The organism is Rhodococcus sp. 14-2470-1a (assembly GCF_002259425.1).
Classification (GTDB): Bacteria; Actinomycetota; Actinomycetes; order Mycobacteriales; family Mycobacteriaceae; genus Rhodococcoides; species Rhodococcoides fascians_E.
This window is the reverse complement of sequence record NZ_NPFZ01000022.1, coordinates 24,344-40,922: the sequence shown is the minus strand read 5'-3', so window position 1 is coordinate 40,922 and position 16,579 is coordinate 24,344. Positions and strand designations below refer to the sequence as shown.

General features: G+C 62.8%; 21 protein-coding genes and 1 riboswitch. Of the genes, 5 read left to right on the top strand and 16 right to left on the bottom strand.

Going from position 1 to position 16,579, the window contains the following annotated elements; translation table 11 throughout:
• Window positions 1-46: 46 nt before the first annotated feature.
• A complete protein-coding gene (gene aztB / locus CH292_RS10980; protein ID WP_094654737.1) occupies window positions 47-916 on the bottom strand; it encodes a zinc ABC transporter permease AztB in 870 nt (289 codons plus the stop codon).
• Between the two features lie 21 nt (window positions 917-937).
• Between aztB and aztA the strand changes: the two genes are divergently transcribed.
• Window positions 938-1,642, top strand: coding sequence for a zinc ABC transporter ATP-binding protein AztA (gene aztA / locus CH292_RS10975; protein WP_094654736.1), 705 nt, complete (start codon window positions 938-940; stop codon window positions 1,640-1,642).
• On the opposite strand, the gene CH292_RS10970 is transcribed toward aztA, so the two are convergent.
• The 3 genes from CH292_RS10970 to CH292_RS10960 form a co-directional block, all read right to left on the bottom strand.
• On the bottom strand, window positions 1,574-2,197 hold the full coding sequence (locus CH292_RS10970) for a vancomycin high temperature exclusion protein (protein WP_094654735.1): 624 nt from the start codon (window positions 2,195-2,197) through the stop codon (window positions 1,574-1,576). The genes aztA and CH292_RS10970 overlap by 69 nt on opposite strands.
• Before the next feature lie 104 nt (window positions 2,198-2,301).
• Entirely contained in the window at window positions 2,302-3,780 is a 1,479-nt protein-coding gene (locus CH292_RS10965; protein ID WP_256978033.1) for an FAD-dependent oxidoreductase, read from the bottom strand.
• Between the two features lie 53 nt (window positions 3,781-3,833).
• The gene (locus CH292_RS10960; protein ID WP_033187997.1) at window positions 3,834-4,223 is read right to left on the bottom strand and encodes a PPOX class F420-dependent oxidoreductase; all 390 of its coding nucleotides are present in this window, start codon (window positions 4,221-4,223) and stop codon (window positions 3,834-3,836) included.
• A gap of 142 nt (window positions 4,224-4,365) precedes the next feature.
• On the opposite strand from CH292_RS10960, the gene CH292_RS10955 reads away from it, so the two are divergent.
• On the top strand, window positions 4,366-5,991 hold the full coding sequence (locus CH292_RS10955) for a long-chain fatty acid--CoA ligase (RefSeq protein ID WP_094654733.1): 1,626 nt from the start codon (window positions 4,366-4,368) through the stop codon (window positions 5,989-5,991).
• A 132-nt stretch (window positions 5,992-6,123) separates the two neighbouring features.
• Here CH292_RS10955 and CH292_RS10950 read toward each other — a convergent pair whose 3' ends face one another.
• Window positions 6,124-6,453, bottom strand: coding sequence for a hypothetical protein (locus CH292_RS10950; RefSeq protein WP_230594074.1), 330 nt, complete (start codon window positions 6,451-6,453; stop codon window positions 6,124-6,126).
• Window positions 6,454-6,512: 59 nt separating this feature from the next.
• Complete coding sequence (locus tag CH292_RS10945; protein WP_080738267.1) at window positions 6,513-6,953, bottom strand: DUF3558 family protein; 441 nt, start codon at window positions 6,951-6,953, stop codon at window positions 6,513-6,515.
• 251 nt (window positions 6,954-7,204) lie between these two features.
• On the opposite strand from CH292_RS10945, the gene CH292_RS10940 reads away from it, so the two are divergent.
• Both CH292_RS10940 and CH292_RS10935 read left to right on the top strand, forming a co-directional pair.
• Window positions 7,205-7,606, top strand: a complete 402-nt coding sequence (locus CH292_RS10940) for a hypothetical protein (protein WP_094654731.1) — start codon at window positions 7,205-7,207, stop codon at window positions 7,604-7,606.
• Between the two features lie 91 nt (window positions 7,607-7,697).
• Entirely contained in the window at window positions 7,698-8,693 is a 996-nt protein-coding gene (locus tag CH292_RS10935) for an HNH endonuclease (RefSeq protein WP_256978032.1), read from the top strand.
• A 9-nt stretch (window positions 8,694-8,702) separates the two neighbouring features.
• Here CH292_RS10935 and CH292_RS10930 read toward each other — a convergent pair whose 3' ends face one another.
• The 5 genes from CH292_RS10930 to CH292_RS29560 all read right to left on the bottom strand — a co-directional run bounded on the left by CH292_RS10930 (window position 8,703) and on the right by CH292_RS29560 (window position 11,844).
• Entirely contained in the window at window positions 8,703-9,464 is a 762-nt protein-coding gene (locus tag CH292_RS10930; protein WP_094654730.1) for a hypothetical protein, read from the bottom strand.
• Between the two features lie 61 nt (window positions 9,465-9,525).
• Window positions 9,526-10,332, bottom strand: coding sequence for a hypothetical protein (locus CH292_RS10925; protein ID WP_256977328.1), 807 nt, complete (start codon window positions 10,330-10,332; stop codon window positions 9,526-9,528).
• Complete coding sequence (locus CH292_RS10920) at window positions 10,295-11,362, bottom strand: hypothetical protein (RefSeq protein ID WP_094654729.1); 1,068 nt, start codon at window positions 11,360-11,362, stop codon at window positions 10,295-10,297. The genes CH292_RS10925 and CH292_RS10920 overlap by 38 nt, the downstream gene beginning before the upstream one ends.
• A 3-nt stretch (window positions 11,363-11,365) precedes the next feature.
• Entirely contained in the window at window positions 11,366-11,650 is a 285-nt protein-coding gene (locus CH292_RS10915) for a hypothetical protein (protein WP_037105204.1), read from the bottom strand.
• Window positions 11,647-11,844 (bottom strand): SAV_915 family protein, encoded by a 198-nt coding sequence (locus CH292_RS29560; protein WP_094654728.1) that lies wholly within the window; start codon window positions 11,842-11,844, stop codon window positions 11,647-11,649. Before CH292_RS29560 ends, CH292_RS10915 begins: the two co-directional genes overlap by 4 nt.
• A gap of 178 nt (window positions 11,845-12,022) precedes the next feature.
• On the opposite strand from CH292_RS29560, the gene CH292_RS10905 reads away from it, so the two are divergent.
• The gene (locus tag CH292_RS10905) at window positions 12,023-12,316 is read left to right on the top strand and encodes a hypothetical protein (protein ID WP_094654727.1); all 294 of its coding nucleotides are present in this window, start codon (window positions 12,023-12,025) and stop codon (window positions 12,314-12,316) included.
• Here the strand turns inward: CH292_RS10905 and CH292_RS10900 are convergent.
• The 5 genes from CH292_RS10900 to gdhA form a co-directional block, all read right to left on the bottom strand.
• Window positions 12,298-12,855, bottom strand: a complete 558-nt coding sequence (locus CH292_RS10900) for a dihydrofolate reductase family protein (RefSeq protein WP_094654726.1) — start codon at window positions 12,853-12,855, stop codon at window positions 12,298-12,300. The genes CH292_RS10905 and CH292_RS10900 overlap by 19 nt on opposite strands.
• A gap of 303 nt (window positions 12,856-13,158) precedes the next feature.
• Window positions 13,159-13,539, bottom strand: a complete 381-nt coding sequence (locus CH292_RS10895) for a hypothetical protein (RefSeq protein WP_094654725.1) — start codon at window positions 13,537-13,539, stop codon at window positions 13,159-13,161.
• 8 nt (window positions 13,540-13,547) lie between these two features.
• On the bottom strand, window positions 13,548-14,045 hold the full coding sequence (locus CH292_RS10890; RefSeq protein WP_094654724.1) for a DUF3558 domain-containing protein: 498 nt from the start codon (window positions 14,043-14,045) through the stop codon (window positions 13,548-13,550).
• A 104-nt stretch (window positions 14,046-14,149) separates the two neighbouring features.
• Window positions 14,150-14,590 (bottom strand): mandelate racemase/muconate lactonizing protein, encoded by a 441-nt coding sequence (locus tag CH292_RS10885; protein WP_094654723.1) that lies wholly within the window; start codon window positions 14,588-14,590, stop codon window positions 14,150-14,152.
• A gap of 29 nt (window positions 14,591-14,619) precedes the next feature.
• Window positions 14,620-14,740: riboswitch (SAM riboswitch) on the bottom strand.
• Between the two features lie 462 nt (window positions 14,741-15,202).
• A complete protein-coding gene (gene gdhA, locus CH292_RS10875) occupies window positions 15,203-16,546 on the bottom strand; it encodes an NADP-specific glutamate dehydrogenase (RefSeq protein WP_094654721.1) in 1,344 nt (447 codons plus the stop codon).
• Window positions 16,547-16,579: the final 33 nt, after the last annotated feature.

Sequence of the window (16,579 nt, the reverse complement as noted above, 5' to 3'; positions counted from 1 at the left end):
GCTCGGAGCGAACGTGGCGTTCAGTCACTCTGAGTGATCGAACGGTTCATTCGGTCCGGGAAAGTGCGCCCGCGGACACGTTCGGGACTTCCGAGGGACGGGTGCGCGAGAGTGCGGATTTGCCCATGGCGACGAGGAAGAATTGGAGTACGGCCAGGCCGGCGATGGTGGCGCCGGCGGCGGTGTTGGCGTGCCAGGAGACGAGGAGTCCGGTGATGGTGGCGGACCAGCCGAGGAGGGTGGCGATGATCATCGACTGCACGATGGATCGCCCGAAGAGGTAGGCCGTGGCGGAGGGTGCGACGAGTAGGCCGAAGACGAGGAGTGTTCCGACGATTCGGAAGGATGCGACGACGGCCAGGACGACCAGGGCCAGGAGTATGACGTGTGCGAGGCGGGGCCGGAATCCGAAGGTGTGGGCTTTGCGTTCGTCGAAGACCATGGCGACGAAGGGGCGGTAGGCGACGACGGAGACGACGAGTGCGACGGCGGCTGCGATGACGAGGAATACCAGGTCCGCGTAGGTGGCGGAGAGGACGTCGCCGAAGAGGAAGGATGTCAGGTCGACGGCGAAGGATCTCGCGCGGGAGACGATCACCACGCCGAGTGCGAGCATGCCGACGAAGAGCAGTCCGATTCCGGTGTCCTCGGACAGTCGGGAGTTGCGGGAGACCCAGGCGACGCCGCCGATCATGACGACGGCACTCACTGCCGCTCCGATGAGCAGGTTCGCGCTGAGGAGGTACGCGATCGCGACGCCGGGCAGCATTCCGTGCGACACGGCATCGCTCAGGAATGCCATGCCGCGCAACACGACCCATGTTCCGACGAGCGCGCACAGTATCGATACGAGCATGCCTGCCCAGAGGGCGCGCTGCACGAACGAGACAGCGAAGGGGTCGAGTAGCCAGTCCACGGCCTGGAACCCTATGCGATAATGGTTGTCGTGAGCGAATCCGTGTCTGTTCGATCCCTGACCGTCCGGTACGGCAACACCGTTGCCCTCCACGACGTCAGTGCGTCGTTCGAGCCGGGCACCGTCACCGCTCTCGTCGGTCACAACGGTTCCGGCAAATCGACCGTGTTGCAATCTCTTGCAGGCATCGTCGAGCCCGCGTCGGGTGCGGTCGACATTCGACACCGACGTATCAGTTACGTTCCGCAGCGCAGTGACGTCAACGATCGGATGGCTGTCACCGTCGGCGAGGTCGTTGCGATGGGGACGTGGCCACGTCGCGGAATCCTCGGTCGGGCCAGTGCCGCGGATCGCCGTGCCGTCGACGAGGCCATCGATCGGTTGAAACTGACCGATCTCCGGTCGCGACGGTTGGCGGAGTTGTCCGGGGGGCAGCGTCAGCGGGCGCTGCTGGCGCAGGCGCTCGTCGAGCATGGAGATCTGGTTCTTCTGGACGAGCCGACGACGGGTCTCGACGCGGAGGCCCGCGAGATCATCAACAGCGTCGTCGACGACGAGGCGGCCCGCGGCGCCGTGGTGGTCATGGCCACTCACGACGCCGACGATGCGGATCGCGCGGATGTCACCATCACTCTCGGGCGCGGGGAGATTTTGTCGTCAACGCGTCGTGACCGTCGATTCGTCGGTGGCGGGGCTCACGACGGCAGGCTCGCGTCCGGACAGTAGGTCCAGCACGGCTTTGGGCCGTGCGAGCCACTCGCGACCGAAGTTCCGTAGCACCGCGAGTCGGTTGCATTCGCATTCTGCGTCCACCCCGTCGACGTCGATGCCTGCGTCCCGGCACAGCGCGACAGCTCTGGACACGTGCAAGCCTTGACTGACGACGAGTGCCTTCTCGACCCCGAAGGTCGTCGCGGCGCGCCAGCAGGTGTCGTAGGTGTCGAGGCCGTAGTCGTCGCCGACAATCCTGTCGGACGGGATTCCGGCGTCGACGAGATATTCGGTCATGGCAGCGATTTCGTTGCCGGACCGACCGTTCGCATCACCGGAGACCAGAACCGCGCGGGCTCGACCGGACTCGAACAGCGACACAGCAGCGTCGAGCCGACCTTCCAGGTACTTCATCGGCTTGCCGTCGCGCACCTGGGATCCGAGGACGATGACCACCGGCGCGGCGGGTGCGTCGGCGGCGTCGTGCACCCGCCCGAAGGACACGGTCGCCACCCATGCCGCAGACGCGAGGACAACGGCGAGCACGCCGACGACGAGGCCGACCGCCACGCGCCACAACTTCTTTCTCAACGAACTCCCGATCTCCGCCCGACGCTACCGGGCGTCACCGTACCGGCCGAGATTGAGGGATCTCTGAGGCAGTCGTCCGCTGTTCAGAGCAGGGCCAGCGCGGCGTCGATCGGCGCACGGTCGCCGAGAGGCGAGATGGCGCCGACGTAGCCGTCGGGCCGCACGAGAACGACACCGTCGGGTGTTTTGAGCCCGTACCGCTGCGCGATCTTGCGCTCGGGATCGTCGACGACGACGGGAGTCGTGCCGGGCACCGACATCGAGGGGGTGCCGGCGACCAGCAGATGGTCGTTCGGATGCTCCCGATGTGCCCGAGCGAGGCTGTGCCACAACTCGGTTCCGGCGACCGACGGCGCCGCGTCGCCAGGTGCCACGTGTCCGTGCACGCCTTGCCGGACGATCGGGCTGCCGTGGTAGGCGACGGTGAATTCCTCCATCTCGTCGGCGATCCGGTGCTGTGCGAACTTGGTTCCCGCCACGATGCGCAGCACCTTGTTGCGCACGGTCCGAACGACTTTGGATTCGACGGTGGCAGCGGTGGTCAAGGTCGTCGTCTCGGCGATGACGTGAGCGGCGACGGGATGCCGCTCGTCGTGGTAGCTGTCGAGGAGCAGTTCCGACGCGTTCCCTCTCGTCGCCGCTGCGAGTTTCCAGCCGAGGTTGAATGCGTCCTGCATCCCGGTGTTCATGCCCTGTCCGCCCGCGGGACTGTGCACGTGGGCGGCGTCGCCGGCGAGGAAGACCCTGCCGGTCCGGTACCTCGGCACCTGCGCGTGATGGATCTCGAACGTCGTCAGCCACCGGGGCGAGCGCAGGTGCACGCCGAGCCCTCGCTGAGTGCACAGGCGCTGCAACCAATCCAACGACGGCGCCCGCCCGGATTCGGATGCGTCGATCGCTGCGATGACGCGGACGCGGTCGCCGACCATCGGAAACAGCATCGCCGGGCCCGACCCGGCAGACGCGAAGATGTGCATCGCGCTCGTGTCGAACGGGTAGGTGGCGTCGACGTCGCCCATCAGGAAGCGCTCGCCCACGAACGAGCCTTGCAGCTTCAGACCGAGGTGATGACGAACGGTGCTCGACGCCCCGTCGCATCCCACGAGGTATCGGCACGTCACGGTGTCGCCTCCGACAGTTGCCCGCACCCCGTCGTCGTCCTGGACGAAGTCGGTCAGCTCTTCCCCTCTTTGGATCTCGACCCCCAAGTCGAGCAGCCGCCTCGTCAGGACGGCTTCGGTTTCCGTCTGTGCCGTGGTCACCGTGAACGGGTAGGCGCTGTCGACGGTGTCCAGCGGAATCTGCGCCAACAACTTTCCGTCGGCGTGGAAATGCACTCCCACTGTCGTGCGTCCCGATGCCACGATGTCGTCGACGACGCCCAGTGCATCCATCATTTCCAGGCTTCGAGAATGTACGACGACGGCGCGGGATTCATCGGTGGGCTCGGTGCGGCGGTCGATGACGCGCACTCGTGTGCCGCGGCGAGCGAGGTCGACGGCGAGAACCAGCCCGACTGGGCCCGCTCCCACCACCAGGACGTCGGTATCGAAGATCGTCATGCTGGAGATGGTGTCTCGAAACCAGTCCCGTGCGCGACGAGTTCGGTGAGAATTCACCCGCCGTCGATGGCAAGAATCACCCGGGGCTTGCGTCCGCGCGCGACCACCCGCTCGATCAGCATCACGATCCGAAATTCGACGCCGTACTTCTGTCGAATCAACTCGGTTGCACGGCGCGCGGGCTCGTCGGTGACGATGCGCGCGGTACCAGCGTGCGTGACGGCGTCGTCGGGCACCTTTCCTCGCCGGTTGCAGGGGCGGAGTTCGACGCGTCCCGAGTTCCTGATTCGTTTGACCTTGCCGCTGTCGGTCGGGGTGAGCACGATCAGTTCGTCCCCGTCGCGGCCGATCCACACCGGCGTCGAGACCGGCTCGCCGGATCTGCGGAACGTGGTGAGCGAGACGAACGGCTGGTCACCGAGCGCGAGGAACGAAGCGGTCATGGATGCCAACGTACGCGCTGATCGGTTCGTTGCTGCCGGCTCGAGTCCCTGCCGATTCTGCGGGCGCACTCGGCGGTAGTCCGTATTGTGCAAGTGTGACGCGCAGCACACAGCGCACGGAATGATTGGGAGTGGAACGTTCATGAAGAGCACCATGCAGGACACCCCGTTGTCGATCGGCCAGCTCGTTCGGTTCGGGACGTCGATTCACCCGGCAGCGGAGGTCACGACCTGGAGCGAGCACGGTCCGTCGACCGTCACGTTCGAGCATCTGGGCAAGCGGGCGGCGCAGCTCGCTCATGGGCTCCGGTCGATCGGGATCGACGACGACCAGAGGGTCGCCACGTTCATGTGGAACAACGCGCCTCACATGGAGGCGTACATGGCCGTTCCCGCGATGGGCGCGGTGCTGCACACGCTGAACATTCGTCTCTTCCCCGAGCAGCTCACCTACATCGTGAACCACGCCGAGGACCAGGTGATCATCGCCGACGCCAGCCTCCTGCCGCTCCTGACGCCTTTGCTTCCGACGATGCCGACGGTGCGTCACCTCGTCGTCGTCGACGTCGATCCCGCTGATGTCGACGCGCCCGACGGGATCGAAGTGCTCGCCTACGAGGCCCTTCTCGAAGGCCGCCCGGAGGAGTTCGACTGGCCGGAGCTCGACGAACGATCGGCTGCGGCAATGTGTTACACGTCCGGAACCACCGGTGATCCGAAGGGCGTGGTGTACTCGCACCGTTCCATCTGGCTGCATTCCATGCAGGCGTGCATGTCCGACGCGATGGGCCTCGCTCAGTCCGACAAGGTGCTGGCGATCGTGCCGATGTTCCACGCCATGTCGTGGGGGTTGCCGTACGCCGCGTTGATGGTCGGGGCGTCGTTGATCATGCCGGACAGGTTTCTGCAGCCTGCTCCCCTTGCCGATATGATGTCGACGTTGCGTCCCACGGCTGCTGCTGCCGTCCCGACGATCTGGCAGGCACTGCTTGTTCATCTCGACGAGCATCCGGCCGACCTGTCGAGCCTGCGAGATGTCCTCGTCGGCGGAAGTGCCTGCCCGCCTTCGCTGATGCGCGCCTTCCACGAGAAGTACGGGATTCACATCACGCAGGCGTGGGGCATGACGGAGACCTCGCCCGTCGGCACCTCGGGACGACCCGATGTCGGACTGTCGGCGGAGGAAGAATTCGATCTCCGTTGCACGCAGGGGCGTTTCATCGCTGCGGTTCGCGCTCGCCTCGTCGACGACAGCGGAAAGGAACTGCCCTGGGACGGCAAGCAGGTAGGCGAACTGGAGGTGCGGGGGCCGTGGATCACCGGCAGTTACTACCGCAACGACGCGCACGACAAGTTCGACGACGGCTGGCTCCGGACCGGCGATGTCGGCACCATCTCCCCCGGCGGTTACCTGACGCTGACGGACAGGTCCAAGGACATCATCAAGTCCGGCGGCGAATGGATCTCGTCGGTGGAACTGGAGAACCACGTCATGGAGCATCCGGCCGTGCGCGAGGCCGCGGTCATCGGAGTCCCCGACCAGAAGTGGGACGAGCGTCCTCTGGTCGCCGTCGTGGTGCGCGACGGCGAAAAGGTCGCGGCCGAGGAGTTGCGTAGCTTCCTCGATGGCCGAGTTGCTCACTGGCAGTTGCCCGAACGCTGGACCTTCATCGACGAAGTTCCCAAGACCAGCGTCGGCAAGTACGACAAGAAGCGTCTGCGAAGCTCCCACGCCGACGGCGCTTTGAACGTCATCGAATTGAGCTGAACCTTTTCACTGCACTTTCTCCGGAGCGAACGGGCCGTTCAGTCAGTCTGACTGACTGAACGCCACTTTCGCTCGGAACTGGTGGTGGGCGCGGATGAACGAAGGTGTCGATCGAGTTTCGAGGCTCCGCCGCTACCGGGGTCCCTCGAAACTCGACGCGGTCTCCTCGTCCCGAGCAACCGTGTCGGTGAAGAACTTCTTGAACACCGCCTGCATCTGGCAGACGACCTCGATATGGCCCTGCAGAACATCGACCATGTTGTTCTCCCCTCCAACAGCCTTCTGCGAAAACACCTGCTCGATCTGTTTGCCCATGTCGAAATCACCCCAGCCGGTGACATCGGCGAGTTGTTTGGCTGCGTTCTGATGCTTTACAAGTTTCTTGATGTACTCATCGCAGGACGCACTGCATGCCCGCGCCGCGTCCTGGTCGAGATACAGATGCCCGTTGTCGGCGGCCATCGCAAGGGACTGCCAATACGTGAGGGACTCACCTTCATTACTCATTTCGCTCCTGTTCGCTAAGCGCTCGGTAGCGCAACTTTCAGATCGTCAACGTGACGGTGCAGTATCGGGCAAGGGTCCACACCATCGCCGACATGCCGATAGTCAACCGAGAAGACAACTATCCCCGATGGCAGATCGACAGCCAGATTGCAGTCGATGATCGAGCGCGCGACATCGGTCCTGTACTGAAAAGCGTCTCGTCCATCCAATTCGGTATCGAGTCCATCGAGATTCCCCGAGTCGCTGCGCGCCTCATCGACAGTGCGGTTCAGGGACGACTTCACAACGAACACGTAAGGCACATCGACACCAACTGGCCGGAACCGGCAAATATCCCAATCCGGCACGACGATGCCTCGCCCCCAGCCGACGTCGCGGTGGTCCGGATCCAAGCCGGTATCCCCGATCTGCTCAGGGGTGATGCTGCACGGATCCCACCGAGTCGGCTCGGCCACCGCCTGCGGCGACACCTCCCTCGCACAACCCCCAAGCAGGGCAGACGCCGCAATTACGACCACGATCCACCTGCGCACACGGTCCCCCTCCGTCGAGTACGGCTACCAGATTAGACGCACTGCTTCCTTGATCGGTTCCACTTCGTCCGACAGCTGTAACGGACCTGACAGCAAAACCGACCAACTGTGTCGTACCCGTCTGGCACAGTGCACAGCACTTGACCCACCCTGCCTCTCGAGAAGAGAAACCCATGAACAATCAGTTCCATAACAGCCCCAACTACGGCACCATCAACATCCACCAGACCACTCACGTCGGCTACGTCGTTCCGCAGCGGTCCTGGCCTCGTCGCCATCCGATTCTGACGGCGATTCTGGTGCTGTTCGGCATCGGTTTCATCGGTGCCAATCCGTGGATTCTGGTTGTCGTGGCTACGGTGTGGATCGGCATCAAGGTCTACCGGAATCAGGAAGCGAAGAAACTCGCCGCGCGTCAGGAACAGCAGCGTCTGATCGACAGCGCAAACGCCCAGAACCAGGCCTACCTCAACGGCCACCAGTTCGGCACGCACGGGCACTTCCCCACCCAGCCGTTCCAGCCGGGCCAGTACCCTGCCCCTCAGCCCAACCAGCCCTACCCGTTCCAGGGTTGAGCTGTCGCGACGGACGGAAGTGGCTGACTACGAGATAGGTTCGGCACTATGACGGTTCCTTCCTTCGACACCATTGCGTTTGGTCGAGTTGGTGGATACCGGTCGGCGTGAATCGACGTACAAGCTCGCGACGCTCATGGCGTTGATCGACGTGTGCGTCGAGAACGAAGCTGCGGATAACGGAACGCTCGCAGTCCCTGTCCAAGAATTGGCGCACCGCATCATTGCCTATTACTGGCCACAGGTACGGGCGTACGACGAACGGATTGTCCTCAGTCAGAACAAGTCTTCCGGCCGGACTATCCCGGTGCTGGTCGCTCGGTACAAAGCCTCGACCGCGTTCACCACGGCCGAGGCTGCACGGGAAGTCGAGGACGAGCATTACGTCGCGCTTGTCCGCGACGTGGAGCTCACGGTCGCTCGGCAACCGTTGACGCACTTTCACACTCCGGCCGGCCGCAACAACGACATTGCGAACGACGATTTCGTGTTCGACGCGCGCGGGTTTCACAAGAAGATGAGCAGGACGCACCTCGTGGAACGCGGTCATGTCGTTCTACGGAGCGGGGTCCCCCGCGCGCTTCGCGACACATCCGTTCTGCTCCGATCGTTCGTGAAGAACGCGTGGGTGGCCGATGTCGTTCGTATGAACAAAGTTTCGCTGGACGTCGAGGTGATAGACGGGTTCTTGTTCGGCACATCGCGGGAAGCACTGACCACACTGAACGACCCTCTGCGTGACCTCCAGGACAACCGCTGCTTCTACTGCGACAGCAAGCTCGGGCCCGGAGCACATATAGACCATGTGCTCCCGTGGTCGCGAATTCCCATCGACGGCGTCGCGAATCTCGTCGCAGCGGATTCTGCCTGCAACCTCGCCAAGTCGGCGAGCGTACCCGTTCGCGCACATGTAGATCGAGCGCTGCGCCGACCACGATCGGATCTGCTCGCCATCGCGGACAGGACCCGCGTGCCGCTTCTTCACGATCGAACGCGGTCTGCCGCGGAGGGCGTTTACGCTTCGCTGCCCGCCGGCGTTCCCCTCTGGATTCGGTCTCGTGAGTATGAACCGTTCGTACCTGTCTGATTCGAGCGCTCAGACCCGGCGATCCAATTGCTCGACGGCGTCGCGGAGTTGGGCGCCGATGCGGTCGGTGGTCTCGTCGAACATGTCCCGAGCGGCGTTGAGGTGTAGCGAGCCCAGTTCATCGCCTTCTCGGGTTTCGTATTCGTTGTCGTCGGGGGTGCCGTGGTGCTCGATCCAGCGGACTTTCTGAAGTTCTCGGTCGATTTCGACGAGCCCGTCGAGGTAGGACCGTAAAGCCGTGAGTCGGGCGATCAGTGTTCGCTGACGATCCGCCAAAGCGTCACTTCGCTCTTGGTAGATCTTCTGCACTTCGGCGTCGTCGGCAAGGTGGTTTGTCGGTTTGGGGCCGAGCCGCACGAATGCGGCTTCGAGCTTGCCTGCACTCCAAGCGACCGAAGTCACCTCCGAGACCAAGTCGATGCGGACGATGCGGTGGGCGGTGTCAAGCGACGTCCACGCGCTCAAAGCCGAAATCTCGGCTGCGAGTACGACCACCGCGTGGACTACCTTGCCGCGGGTGGCCGACCGGAGAGCAAGCAACTCGGCGTGCTCGGCCCCGAGGTGATCGACACCGCGACCTCGATCGACGATCTTGCGAACTTTCTCCCGTCGCGGGGAACTCGGATCCGTTACCGCCGATCCACGCCATGCCTTCACTGCCTCGCGCACAAGGTCAGGTTGTTTCGCGGCAGCCGTGGCGTCGAGACCGACCAAGGTGTCGTCGATGGCGCGAATGTCTGCCGACCGTCTATCGAACGGGTTCCACCTCATCGTCGCAAGGTACCTCAGGACTCGGACACTCGTCGCGCTCGTGGCGTGCCCCGCCCACTGTTCACGGCGTTATGGACGCCAGTCGCTGCGCCGCAGCATCGGTCCCGAGCTCGAACCGCATCTTGGGATTTTGCAGATAGAAGGCGATCCATGCCTGCAGGACTACTGGGTGGACGTCGAAACGCCGGCAGTCGAGATCCATCGTTATGATCGGTCGTTTCTCGATTCGCCAGAACCACGCGGTATCTCGTTTGTATCCCGAAAGAACAATGTCCGGTTTGAGCGATACACACTGGTGGGTGATAGTGACCCACCCTTGTGACGTCATCGAAATGCGGTCTTCTATCCGTACGGTGTGCAGGGAGTCCCACGATGCCCTCATGTCGAACGACCATCCTCGGTGTCGTACTCCGTCGGCATCCAGTTCCACCCACCCGTTGCGGACCGAACGCCATGCCAAGGCCCCGTAGAAGGTAAGGAACAGCGGAGTCAGAAACCACAGGCTAAGCCACATCAAGAGCGCGAACGCGCCGATGAGAGCGCTTCTCCAGAACAATCCCCACCGCTCGTACCGGATGGTGGAGCCGTGGACGCGGTGTAGTACAGCCGGTCCGACCTTCGACGAGTTCTGGTTGAACCACGGGCTGGTAGTACCTAGGACAAGGCAAAGCGCAGCGGTCAGGGCGAATTGGGCTGCATCTCGGCCATCACCCGACGAAATCGACAGTGCGCCGTATACGAGAAGTGCAGCGGCCGACAAGCCCACGGCACTGGACACAATCATTTTTGTTCGCGGTTTCCGTTTGTAGACAAACGGTTGCACGGTGGAATCAGAAGAGGGCGTCCCACGCTCCGGTTGCCAGTTCACCGATCGACCTTCCTGTCTCCGCCAATGCCTCTTCGCCACCTGTAATCGCCTGATCGACACTTCCAATTCCTGTCTCGTACATCGAATCAACGGCACCAGATGCGTAGATTCCGGCGATTGCGCCTGCCGCTGCACCCGTCAGCGTCCCGAGTACAGGGACCGGAATGAAAGAACCGATCACCGCGCCGGCAGCAGCCGAAGCAGCGATGCCGGCGCCAGCGGAGACGATTGCCTGATCGGCCGGTTTCCCGTTGTGGATGTCCCATGCGACGCCGGCAACAGCGAGAGCGCCGCCGATACGCCCCGAAAGTTTGTCGGCGGATTTGGTGAGGTCTTCTGCTGCCTCGGTCAGCACTGCCGCTCGCGCCGCAGTGGTACGCGCGTAATCCACGTCTCGATAGATCACCGATGACGGGGTTCCTTCGGACGCGTTGCGTGCCAGGTCGAAATATTTGGTCGACTCCGCATCCAGCCAAGCTGCTTTGTTCTTCATCGCCCACGTCTGGACGTCGACGACAGACATCGCGGCCGCGTCGACCACTTCGGTTGCCAGAAAGAACCAATCGACATAGGGGTTGGTCCAGACTCCAACGAGCGCTTCTGCTGCTTCACGCTCGACCGAGCGAGACTCCTCGGCAGCTCTGGTCGCCTGACCGTACGCAGCAGACAGGTCCCCCGACAGCGGATCGTCGATCGCGTCGCTGCTGATCGTCAGGCCGGCTGCTGCGGCATCACGGCGCGCATCCGCCATCATGGACTGCGCTTTCTGCAAGCCGGCCGCGAAATTGTCGATCTGCTGGGCGTGATCACGAGCCGCCACAGCGATCTTCTCCGCGCCTTCGGCGGCTCGAGTCAGCTTCGGCATCGCCGCGTCGGAGGCAGGGCCGTCCCAGGCGCCGTCGATTCGGTTGCGCGCGGCGAACACCTTGTCTGCCGCATCGTCCAGGACGGGCGCTAGCTGTTCACGCAGCCAGCGAGCAACCTGCCGAACCGATTCCGGGTCACCGTCGATGTGGGTGTCTATGCTCATGTTCTATTCCGCCCATGCCGCGACGTTGATCTCGTCGGCTGCGACGATGTCCTGCTCGGCGTACCTGGTGGCGCACTCGTTCAGAGTCACGTTCAGGCCTGCTAGTCCCGAGACCAGCTCACCGGTGGAGGCCACGAAGTTGCTCAGAATTCCGAGTATCGCGGCGGTGCCCACACCGCCGTCGACGGCACCGGGAATCGACGGTGCGATCTCGTCGACTCTTGTCGCAGCGTCCCGCACGTACCCCGCCTGCAGACGAATTTCCTCGTGATCGACGACGATGCTCATGATGCACTCGCCTTATCCGGCACGACGACGTCGAGCAGCACCAGATCGAAGTGGGCGACCTCTTCGATCGCAGGCAGAAAGGTGATTGGAACCACGATCCACGGCTGGTCCCTGCCCACGCACGTGTGCAAACGATCGAGTGCCGAGTAGACCAGAAGCGCAGACCTGCCGTCGCGCGTGTCATTGATCAACACACGTGCGTCCGACGGGTCCGAAACTTGTTCTGCGCACGGCACATACAACACCGGTGGATAATCTGACGGAATTTTCACGAAACGTCCTCCCCTGCTCCGGTGTGAAAACCGGTCCTACAGATTCAGACGCAACGAGTTGTGAATCGGTTCCACTGTCCGACGGATACCATCGGTGGGTATGGAACCTCAGAGTTATTCGTCGGGCGAGCGAGTGTTCGGGCCACCCCGCGGTACGTTCGACGCGGACTGGGCCGCCACGGCCCTTCGAGCGAACGTGCCGGGTCTGGACTTCGCGGCGTCGGTTCGGGTGATGGAGTATGCGTGGGAGCTAGTTCAGTCGCGTGACCTGCGCGGAGCCCCGCTCGCCGACGCACTGGGTGCCTCGACTGCCGTGAGTGTCGATTCCGACCTCGCCCGCGCAGCCGCGGCGGTGGCAACCGAAATTGCGGAGTTCTACCTCGACAGCGGCTGATCGGCTGGGACATACCGCGACGCGACGACGCCGTGACTGAACTCCTCCCGCCCGACGAGCTCGAGTTCGACGCGCTCGGCCAGCCCGGCGAACAGGGTCGGCCCTCGACCGACCACAACAGGGTGAACGATGAACTCGTATTCGTCGATCAGTCCCATGTCGGCGAGTGCGAGTGGCAGTTGCGCCCCGCCGGTGAAAATGCCGTTACCCGGCTCGTTCTTGAGTCGCCGGACGGTTTCCTCGATGTCACCGTCGACTATCTCAGCGTTCCAGTCCACCGACGTCAGCGTGCTCGTGACGACGTACTTTCTGCTTTCGCTGATGCTCTGCGCAAACGGCGCTGTCCACTCCGGCATGTCGGGTGAGGGTCGTCTCCACGCCGATTCCATCATTTCGTACGTCGTCCTCCCGAACAGCAATGCATCAGCACGAGCGATGCTCTGCGCCGCGTGCAGGTGCAGATCCTCGGACGGTCGTGCGAAGTTGTGGTCGACGCATCCGTCGAGCGAGACGTTGATGGAGTACCGCAGAGGTCGCATTCGGTGAATCTACCGGCTCACATGCCACGCTGCCGCACAATCGCTTTCGCTCGTGACAAGGACCGGGCGGTCGTTCTCGATCTGGGGTGAAACCCCGCGACAAGGGCACCGGTGATCGGTCGCGGACGCCATACAGTGCTGCTGCCAACCCCCGATCGGACAGATGTAGGGCCGACCGTCTCTCGCACACGTTGCAGCTTCTCGCACACGTTGCACCCTGTGCGGGGAACTGGAAGGTGTGCGGGAACGCAGAACAGCAGACGCGGGGGCAGGGTAGTCGCCGCGCCTCGCCACCACCTCCCGCTACCTAGGCCCGTCGACTTGAATGCCTCCGGCGTTTGCCTCGTCCACGTCATTTGTCGAAGTGAAGAACTTGTTGAAGACAACCTTCATCTCCTCGACGACGTCGATATGACTCTGCAAAACGTCGACCATGTTGTTCTCGCCGCCTACAGCCTTTTTGGCGAAGATGTCCTGCAGTTGAAGGCCCATGTCGAAGTCACCCCAGCCGCTGACCCGAGCAAGCGCCGTGGCAGTCTCTTGATGATGCCTCAACCTCAGGATGTACTGGTCACAAGCCACAGCGCAGGCCTGGGCCGCTTCCGCATTCAAATAGAGCTGATCGTTGTCAGCAGCTACAGCTAGCGCCTGCCAGTACGTCGAAATTTCGCGCGGATTACCCATATCTCCCCCTACTTAGGCCCGGCAGGAATTGCAGATTCCAGATCGTTCACGTGCCTCAATACGACCTGGCAAGAATCCACTCCGTCCACCGTGTGATAGACCACCGTGAATACCACGACGCCAGTGGACACCTCCAGCGCAATGCTGCAGTCGCGAACTGACTTGCCCGTCTCCGTTTTATACATGTGCGCGTCTCGTCCGCCCACCTGGAGTTCGCGCACGCTCAGGTTGCCGTCGCGACCGCGTGCGTCTGCGATCGTGAACTTCTCACTCGATGTGACGTCCAGACCGTAGGGATAGGCGGTACCGCCTGGCGCGTGGAACACACATCGACCCCAATCCGGAATCTCGATCCCCTTGCCCCACCCCTCATCGCGATATTCCGGATCCAAGCCCGTTGCGGCGATTTGTTCTGGGGTGATGCTGCACGGATCCCAGCGCTCAGCGGCGACGGGACTGCCTTCGACACCCCCGCTGCATCCGGCAAGCAGACCCAACACAGCCACCAGCGTCGCTATTCGTGTACGCACCCGACCCCCTCGATCACGTCGATCAACAGGTTAGACGCATCGGACATCGAAACGGTTCCCCTTTTCCGCAGTGCGGTGATCTACATGTTGGCCGGTCGTGCGAGGGATCTGACGGTCGACTCGGATGCTCGATATCCTGCCTCGTACATCCATGGCCAGTCGGCGAAGTCTTCCGGGTTTACGACGAGGGTCTCGATCCCGCCGTTGCCGAGCCGTTTCGGCTGGTTCGCCGGGTGGGACGGGAAGTCTTCGATCAGGTACTCACGCTGGAGGCCCTGTCTGAGGATCAGCCACGTCTCCGATGTGAAGCCGACAGCCTCCGCTCTTCTGGCGAGATCGATCCACGCGACGATGTTGGTGTAGCCACCGTCGAGGATGTGCTGCCTTGTGGCGATCATCGGAAAGGTCCCGTACCAGACCGGCGGGTAGTCGAGCAGGGTTCGGCACCACCGTCGCCTGCGTTCCGGCGGAATTGTCTTCCACTTCGCCTGTGCTTCAGCAAGTCCGAATGGTTCAGACATGATTCACCTCGTCCCGGAGGTTCGGTACCTCCATCGACTTGCTCGCCGACGGTCGTCGGTCGAGCCGGTTCTTCCCCTGGGGCACCCCTGTCGATGGAGACGGGGTTGCCGGACAGTCGGCCAGGTACCGCATGACTGTCACTCTTGAACCTGCGTCCGAGGATACTCGGCGTCGATGCGGATCAGAAGTCTATTTTTGCGATCCACTGCACTTCGATCGCCAGTCGCACACTGCGAACGGCGTGGTAGCGCTCAAGGTCCGAACGCGCACCCGGCGATCGTCGAAAACCCGATCGCGAAGGCTATTACTTCTGTGCTTTCCAGAATCCCGAGCCAACGCCGCGCTCGCTCGGTCGGCACTTGTGCGGCCAGGCTGTCCGTTGTCGGGAGAACTCGGTGCCGAACGAGGTCGTCGCGACGGGTCGAGAGCAGCCAGGTCTGTGTGCGACCGTCGCGCGCTGCCTTCGACCGCGCACCGCCGGTCAGGGAAACAATGCACTCGAACGATGTCAAGTGTCGCACCTTCGCATTCATCGCCGCCCGGACTACGGACGGCGGGTGCTGGCGATGTCTCGTCGACGTCGGGCACCGGATCACCGGCCAGTTCGAGTCTCAGACAACTCCCAGGGCGACCATTGCGTCGGCGACCTTAATGAATCCGGCGATGTTGGCGCCGTGCACGTAGTCGCCGGGCTTGCCGTATTCCGCTGCTGTTTCGATGGTCCGCGCGTGAATTCCGTTCATGATCGCCGCGAGACGTTCGTCGGTGTAGTGGAAGCTCCACGAGTCGCGAGATGCGTTCTGCTGCATCTCGAGTGCTGATGTCGCGACTCCGCCTGCATTGGCGGCCTTTCCTGGAGCGAAGGCAACTCCGGCGTCACGGAACAACTGCACTGCGTCCGGAGTGGTAGGCATGTTCGCACCCTCGGCCACGACGCGCACCTGGTTGTTGATCAACACTTTTGCCGCGTCTGCATCGAGCTCGTTCTGTGTTGCCGACGGGATTGCGACATCGCACGCCACGTCCCAAATCGACCCGTCCGCCGTGAATGTCGCAGCCTTCACGGTGTCGCAATAGGCGCTGATGCGTTCGCGTCGAACTTCCTTGAGATCCTTGAGTAGTTCGAGATTGATTCCATTCGGATCGACGACGTATCCCGACGAATCCGAGCATGCAACGACCTTGCCGCCCAGCTGATGTACTTTCTCGATCGCGTAGATCGCGACGTTGCCCGAGCCGGAGACCACCACGGTTTTGCCGTCGAGCGAGGTCCCGAGGGTTTCCAGCATGTCGGCAACGAAGTAGGCGGCACCGTATCCCGTCGCCTCACGCCGCACCTGAGACCCTCCCCAGGACGTTCCCTTGCCGGTGAGCACTCCCGACTCGTACGAGTTGGTGAGTCGTTTGTATTGGCCGAACAGGTAGCCGATTTCGCGTCCGCCGACGCCGATGTCTCCGGCGGGCACGTCGGTGTATTCGCCGATGTGACGATGCAGCTCGGTCATGAACGACTGACAGAAGCGCATGACCTCGGCGTCGGATCGGCCTTTCGGATCGAAATCCGCGCCGCCTTTCCCGCCGCCGATGGGAAGTCCGGTAAGTGAGTTCTTGAAGATCTGCTCGAAGCCCAGGAACTTGACGATGCCGAGGTTGACGCTGGGGTGAAAGCGCAGGCCGCCCTTGTACGGTCCGAGCGCGCTGTTGTACTGCACTCGGAATCCGCGGTTGACGTGTACGGACCCGGAATCGTCGACCCACGGGACCCTGAAGATGATCTGCCGTTCCGGTTCGCACAGGCGCTCGATCAGTGCGGCGTCGGCGTATTCGGGTCGGTGTTCGAGGACGACTTGCAGCGACTCGAACACCTCGGCCGCTGCCTGATGAAACTCGGGCTCGCCGGCGTTACGCGTCAGGACCTGCTGGTAAATCGCTTCGATCTGGTCGCGCGTCGACACGCCCCGCCTCCTCTTGTGAGAACTTCGAAACAT

Coding starts and splice junctions, on each gene's coding strand:
- aztA (WP_094654736.1), top strand. CDS start 938: ATGGTTGTCGTGAGCGAATCCGTGTCTGTTCGATCCCTGACCGTCCGG.
- CH292_RS10965 (WP_256978033.1), bottom strand. CDS start 3,780: ATGACGATCTTCGATACCGACGTCCTGGTGGTGGGAGCGGGCCCAGTC.
- CH292_RS10960 (WP_033187997.1), bottom strand. CDS start 4,223: ATGACCGCTTCGTTCCTCGCGCTCGGTGACCAGCCGTTCGTCTCGCTC.
- CH292_RS10955 (WP_094654733.1), top strand. CDS start 4,366: ATGAAGAGCACCATGCAGGACACCCCGTTGTCGATCGGCCAGCTCGTT.
- CH292_RS10950 (WP_230594074.1), bottom strand. CDS start 6,453: ATGGCCGCCGACAACGGGCATCTGTATCTCGACCAGGACGCGGCGCGG.
- CH292_RS10940 (WP_094654731.1), top strand. CDS start 7,205: ATGAACAATCAGTTCCATAACAGCCCCAACTACGGCACCATCAACATC.
- CH292_RS10930 (WP_094654730.1), bottom strand. CDS start 9,464: ATGAGGTGGAACCCGTTCGATAGACGGTCGGCAGACATTCGCGCCATC.
- CH292_RS10920 (WP_094654729.1), bottom strand. CDS start 11,362: ATGAGCATAGACACCCACATCGACGGTGACCCGGAATCGGTTCGGCAG.
- CH292_RS10915 (WP_037105204.1), bottom strand. CDS start 11,650: ATGAGCATCGTCGTCGATCACGAGGAAATTCGTCTGCAGGCGGGGTAC.
- CH292_RS10905 (WP_094654727.1), top strand. CDS start 12,023: ATGGAACCTCAGAGTTATTCGTCGGGCGAGCGAGTGTTCGGGCCACCC.
- CH292_RS10900 (WP_094654726.1), bottom strand. CDS start 12,855: ATGCGACCTCTGCGGTACTCCATCAACGTCTCGCTCGACGGATGCGTC.
- CH292_RS10895 (WP_094654725.1), bottom strand. CDS start 13,539: ATGGGTAATCCGCGCGAAATTTCGACGTACTGGCAGGCGCTAGCTGTA.
- CH292_RS10885 (WP_094654723.1), bottom strand. CDS start 14,590: ATGTCTGAACCATTCGGACTTGCTGAAGCACAGGCGAAGTGGAAGACA.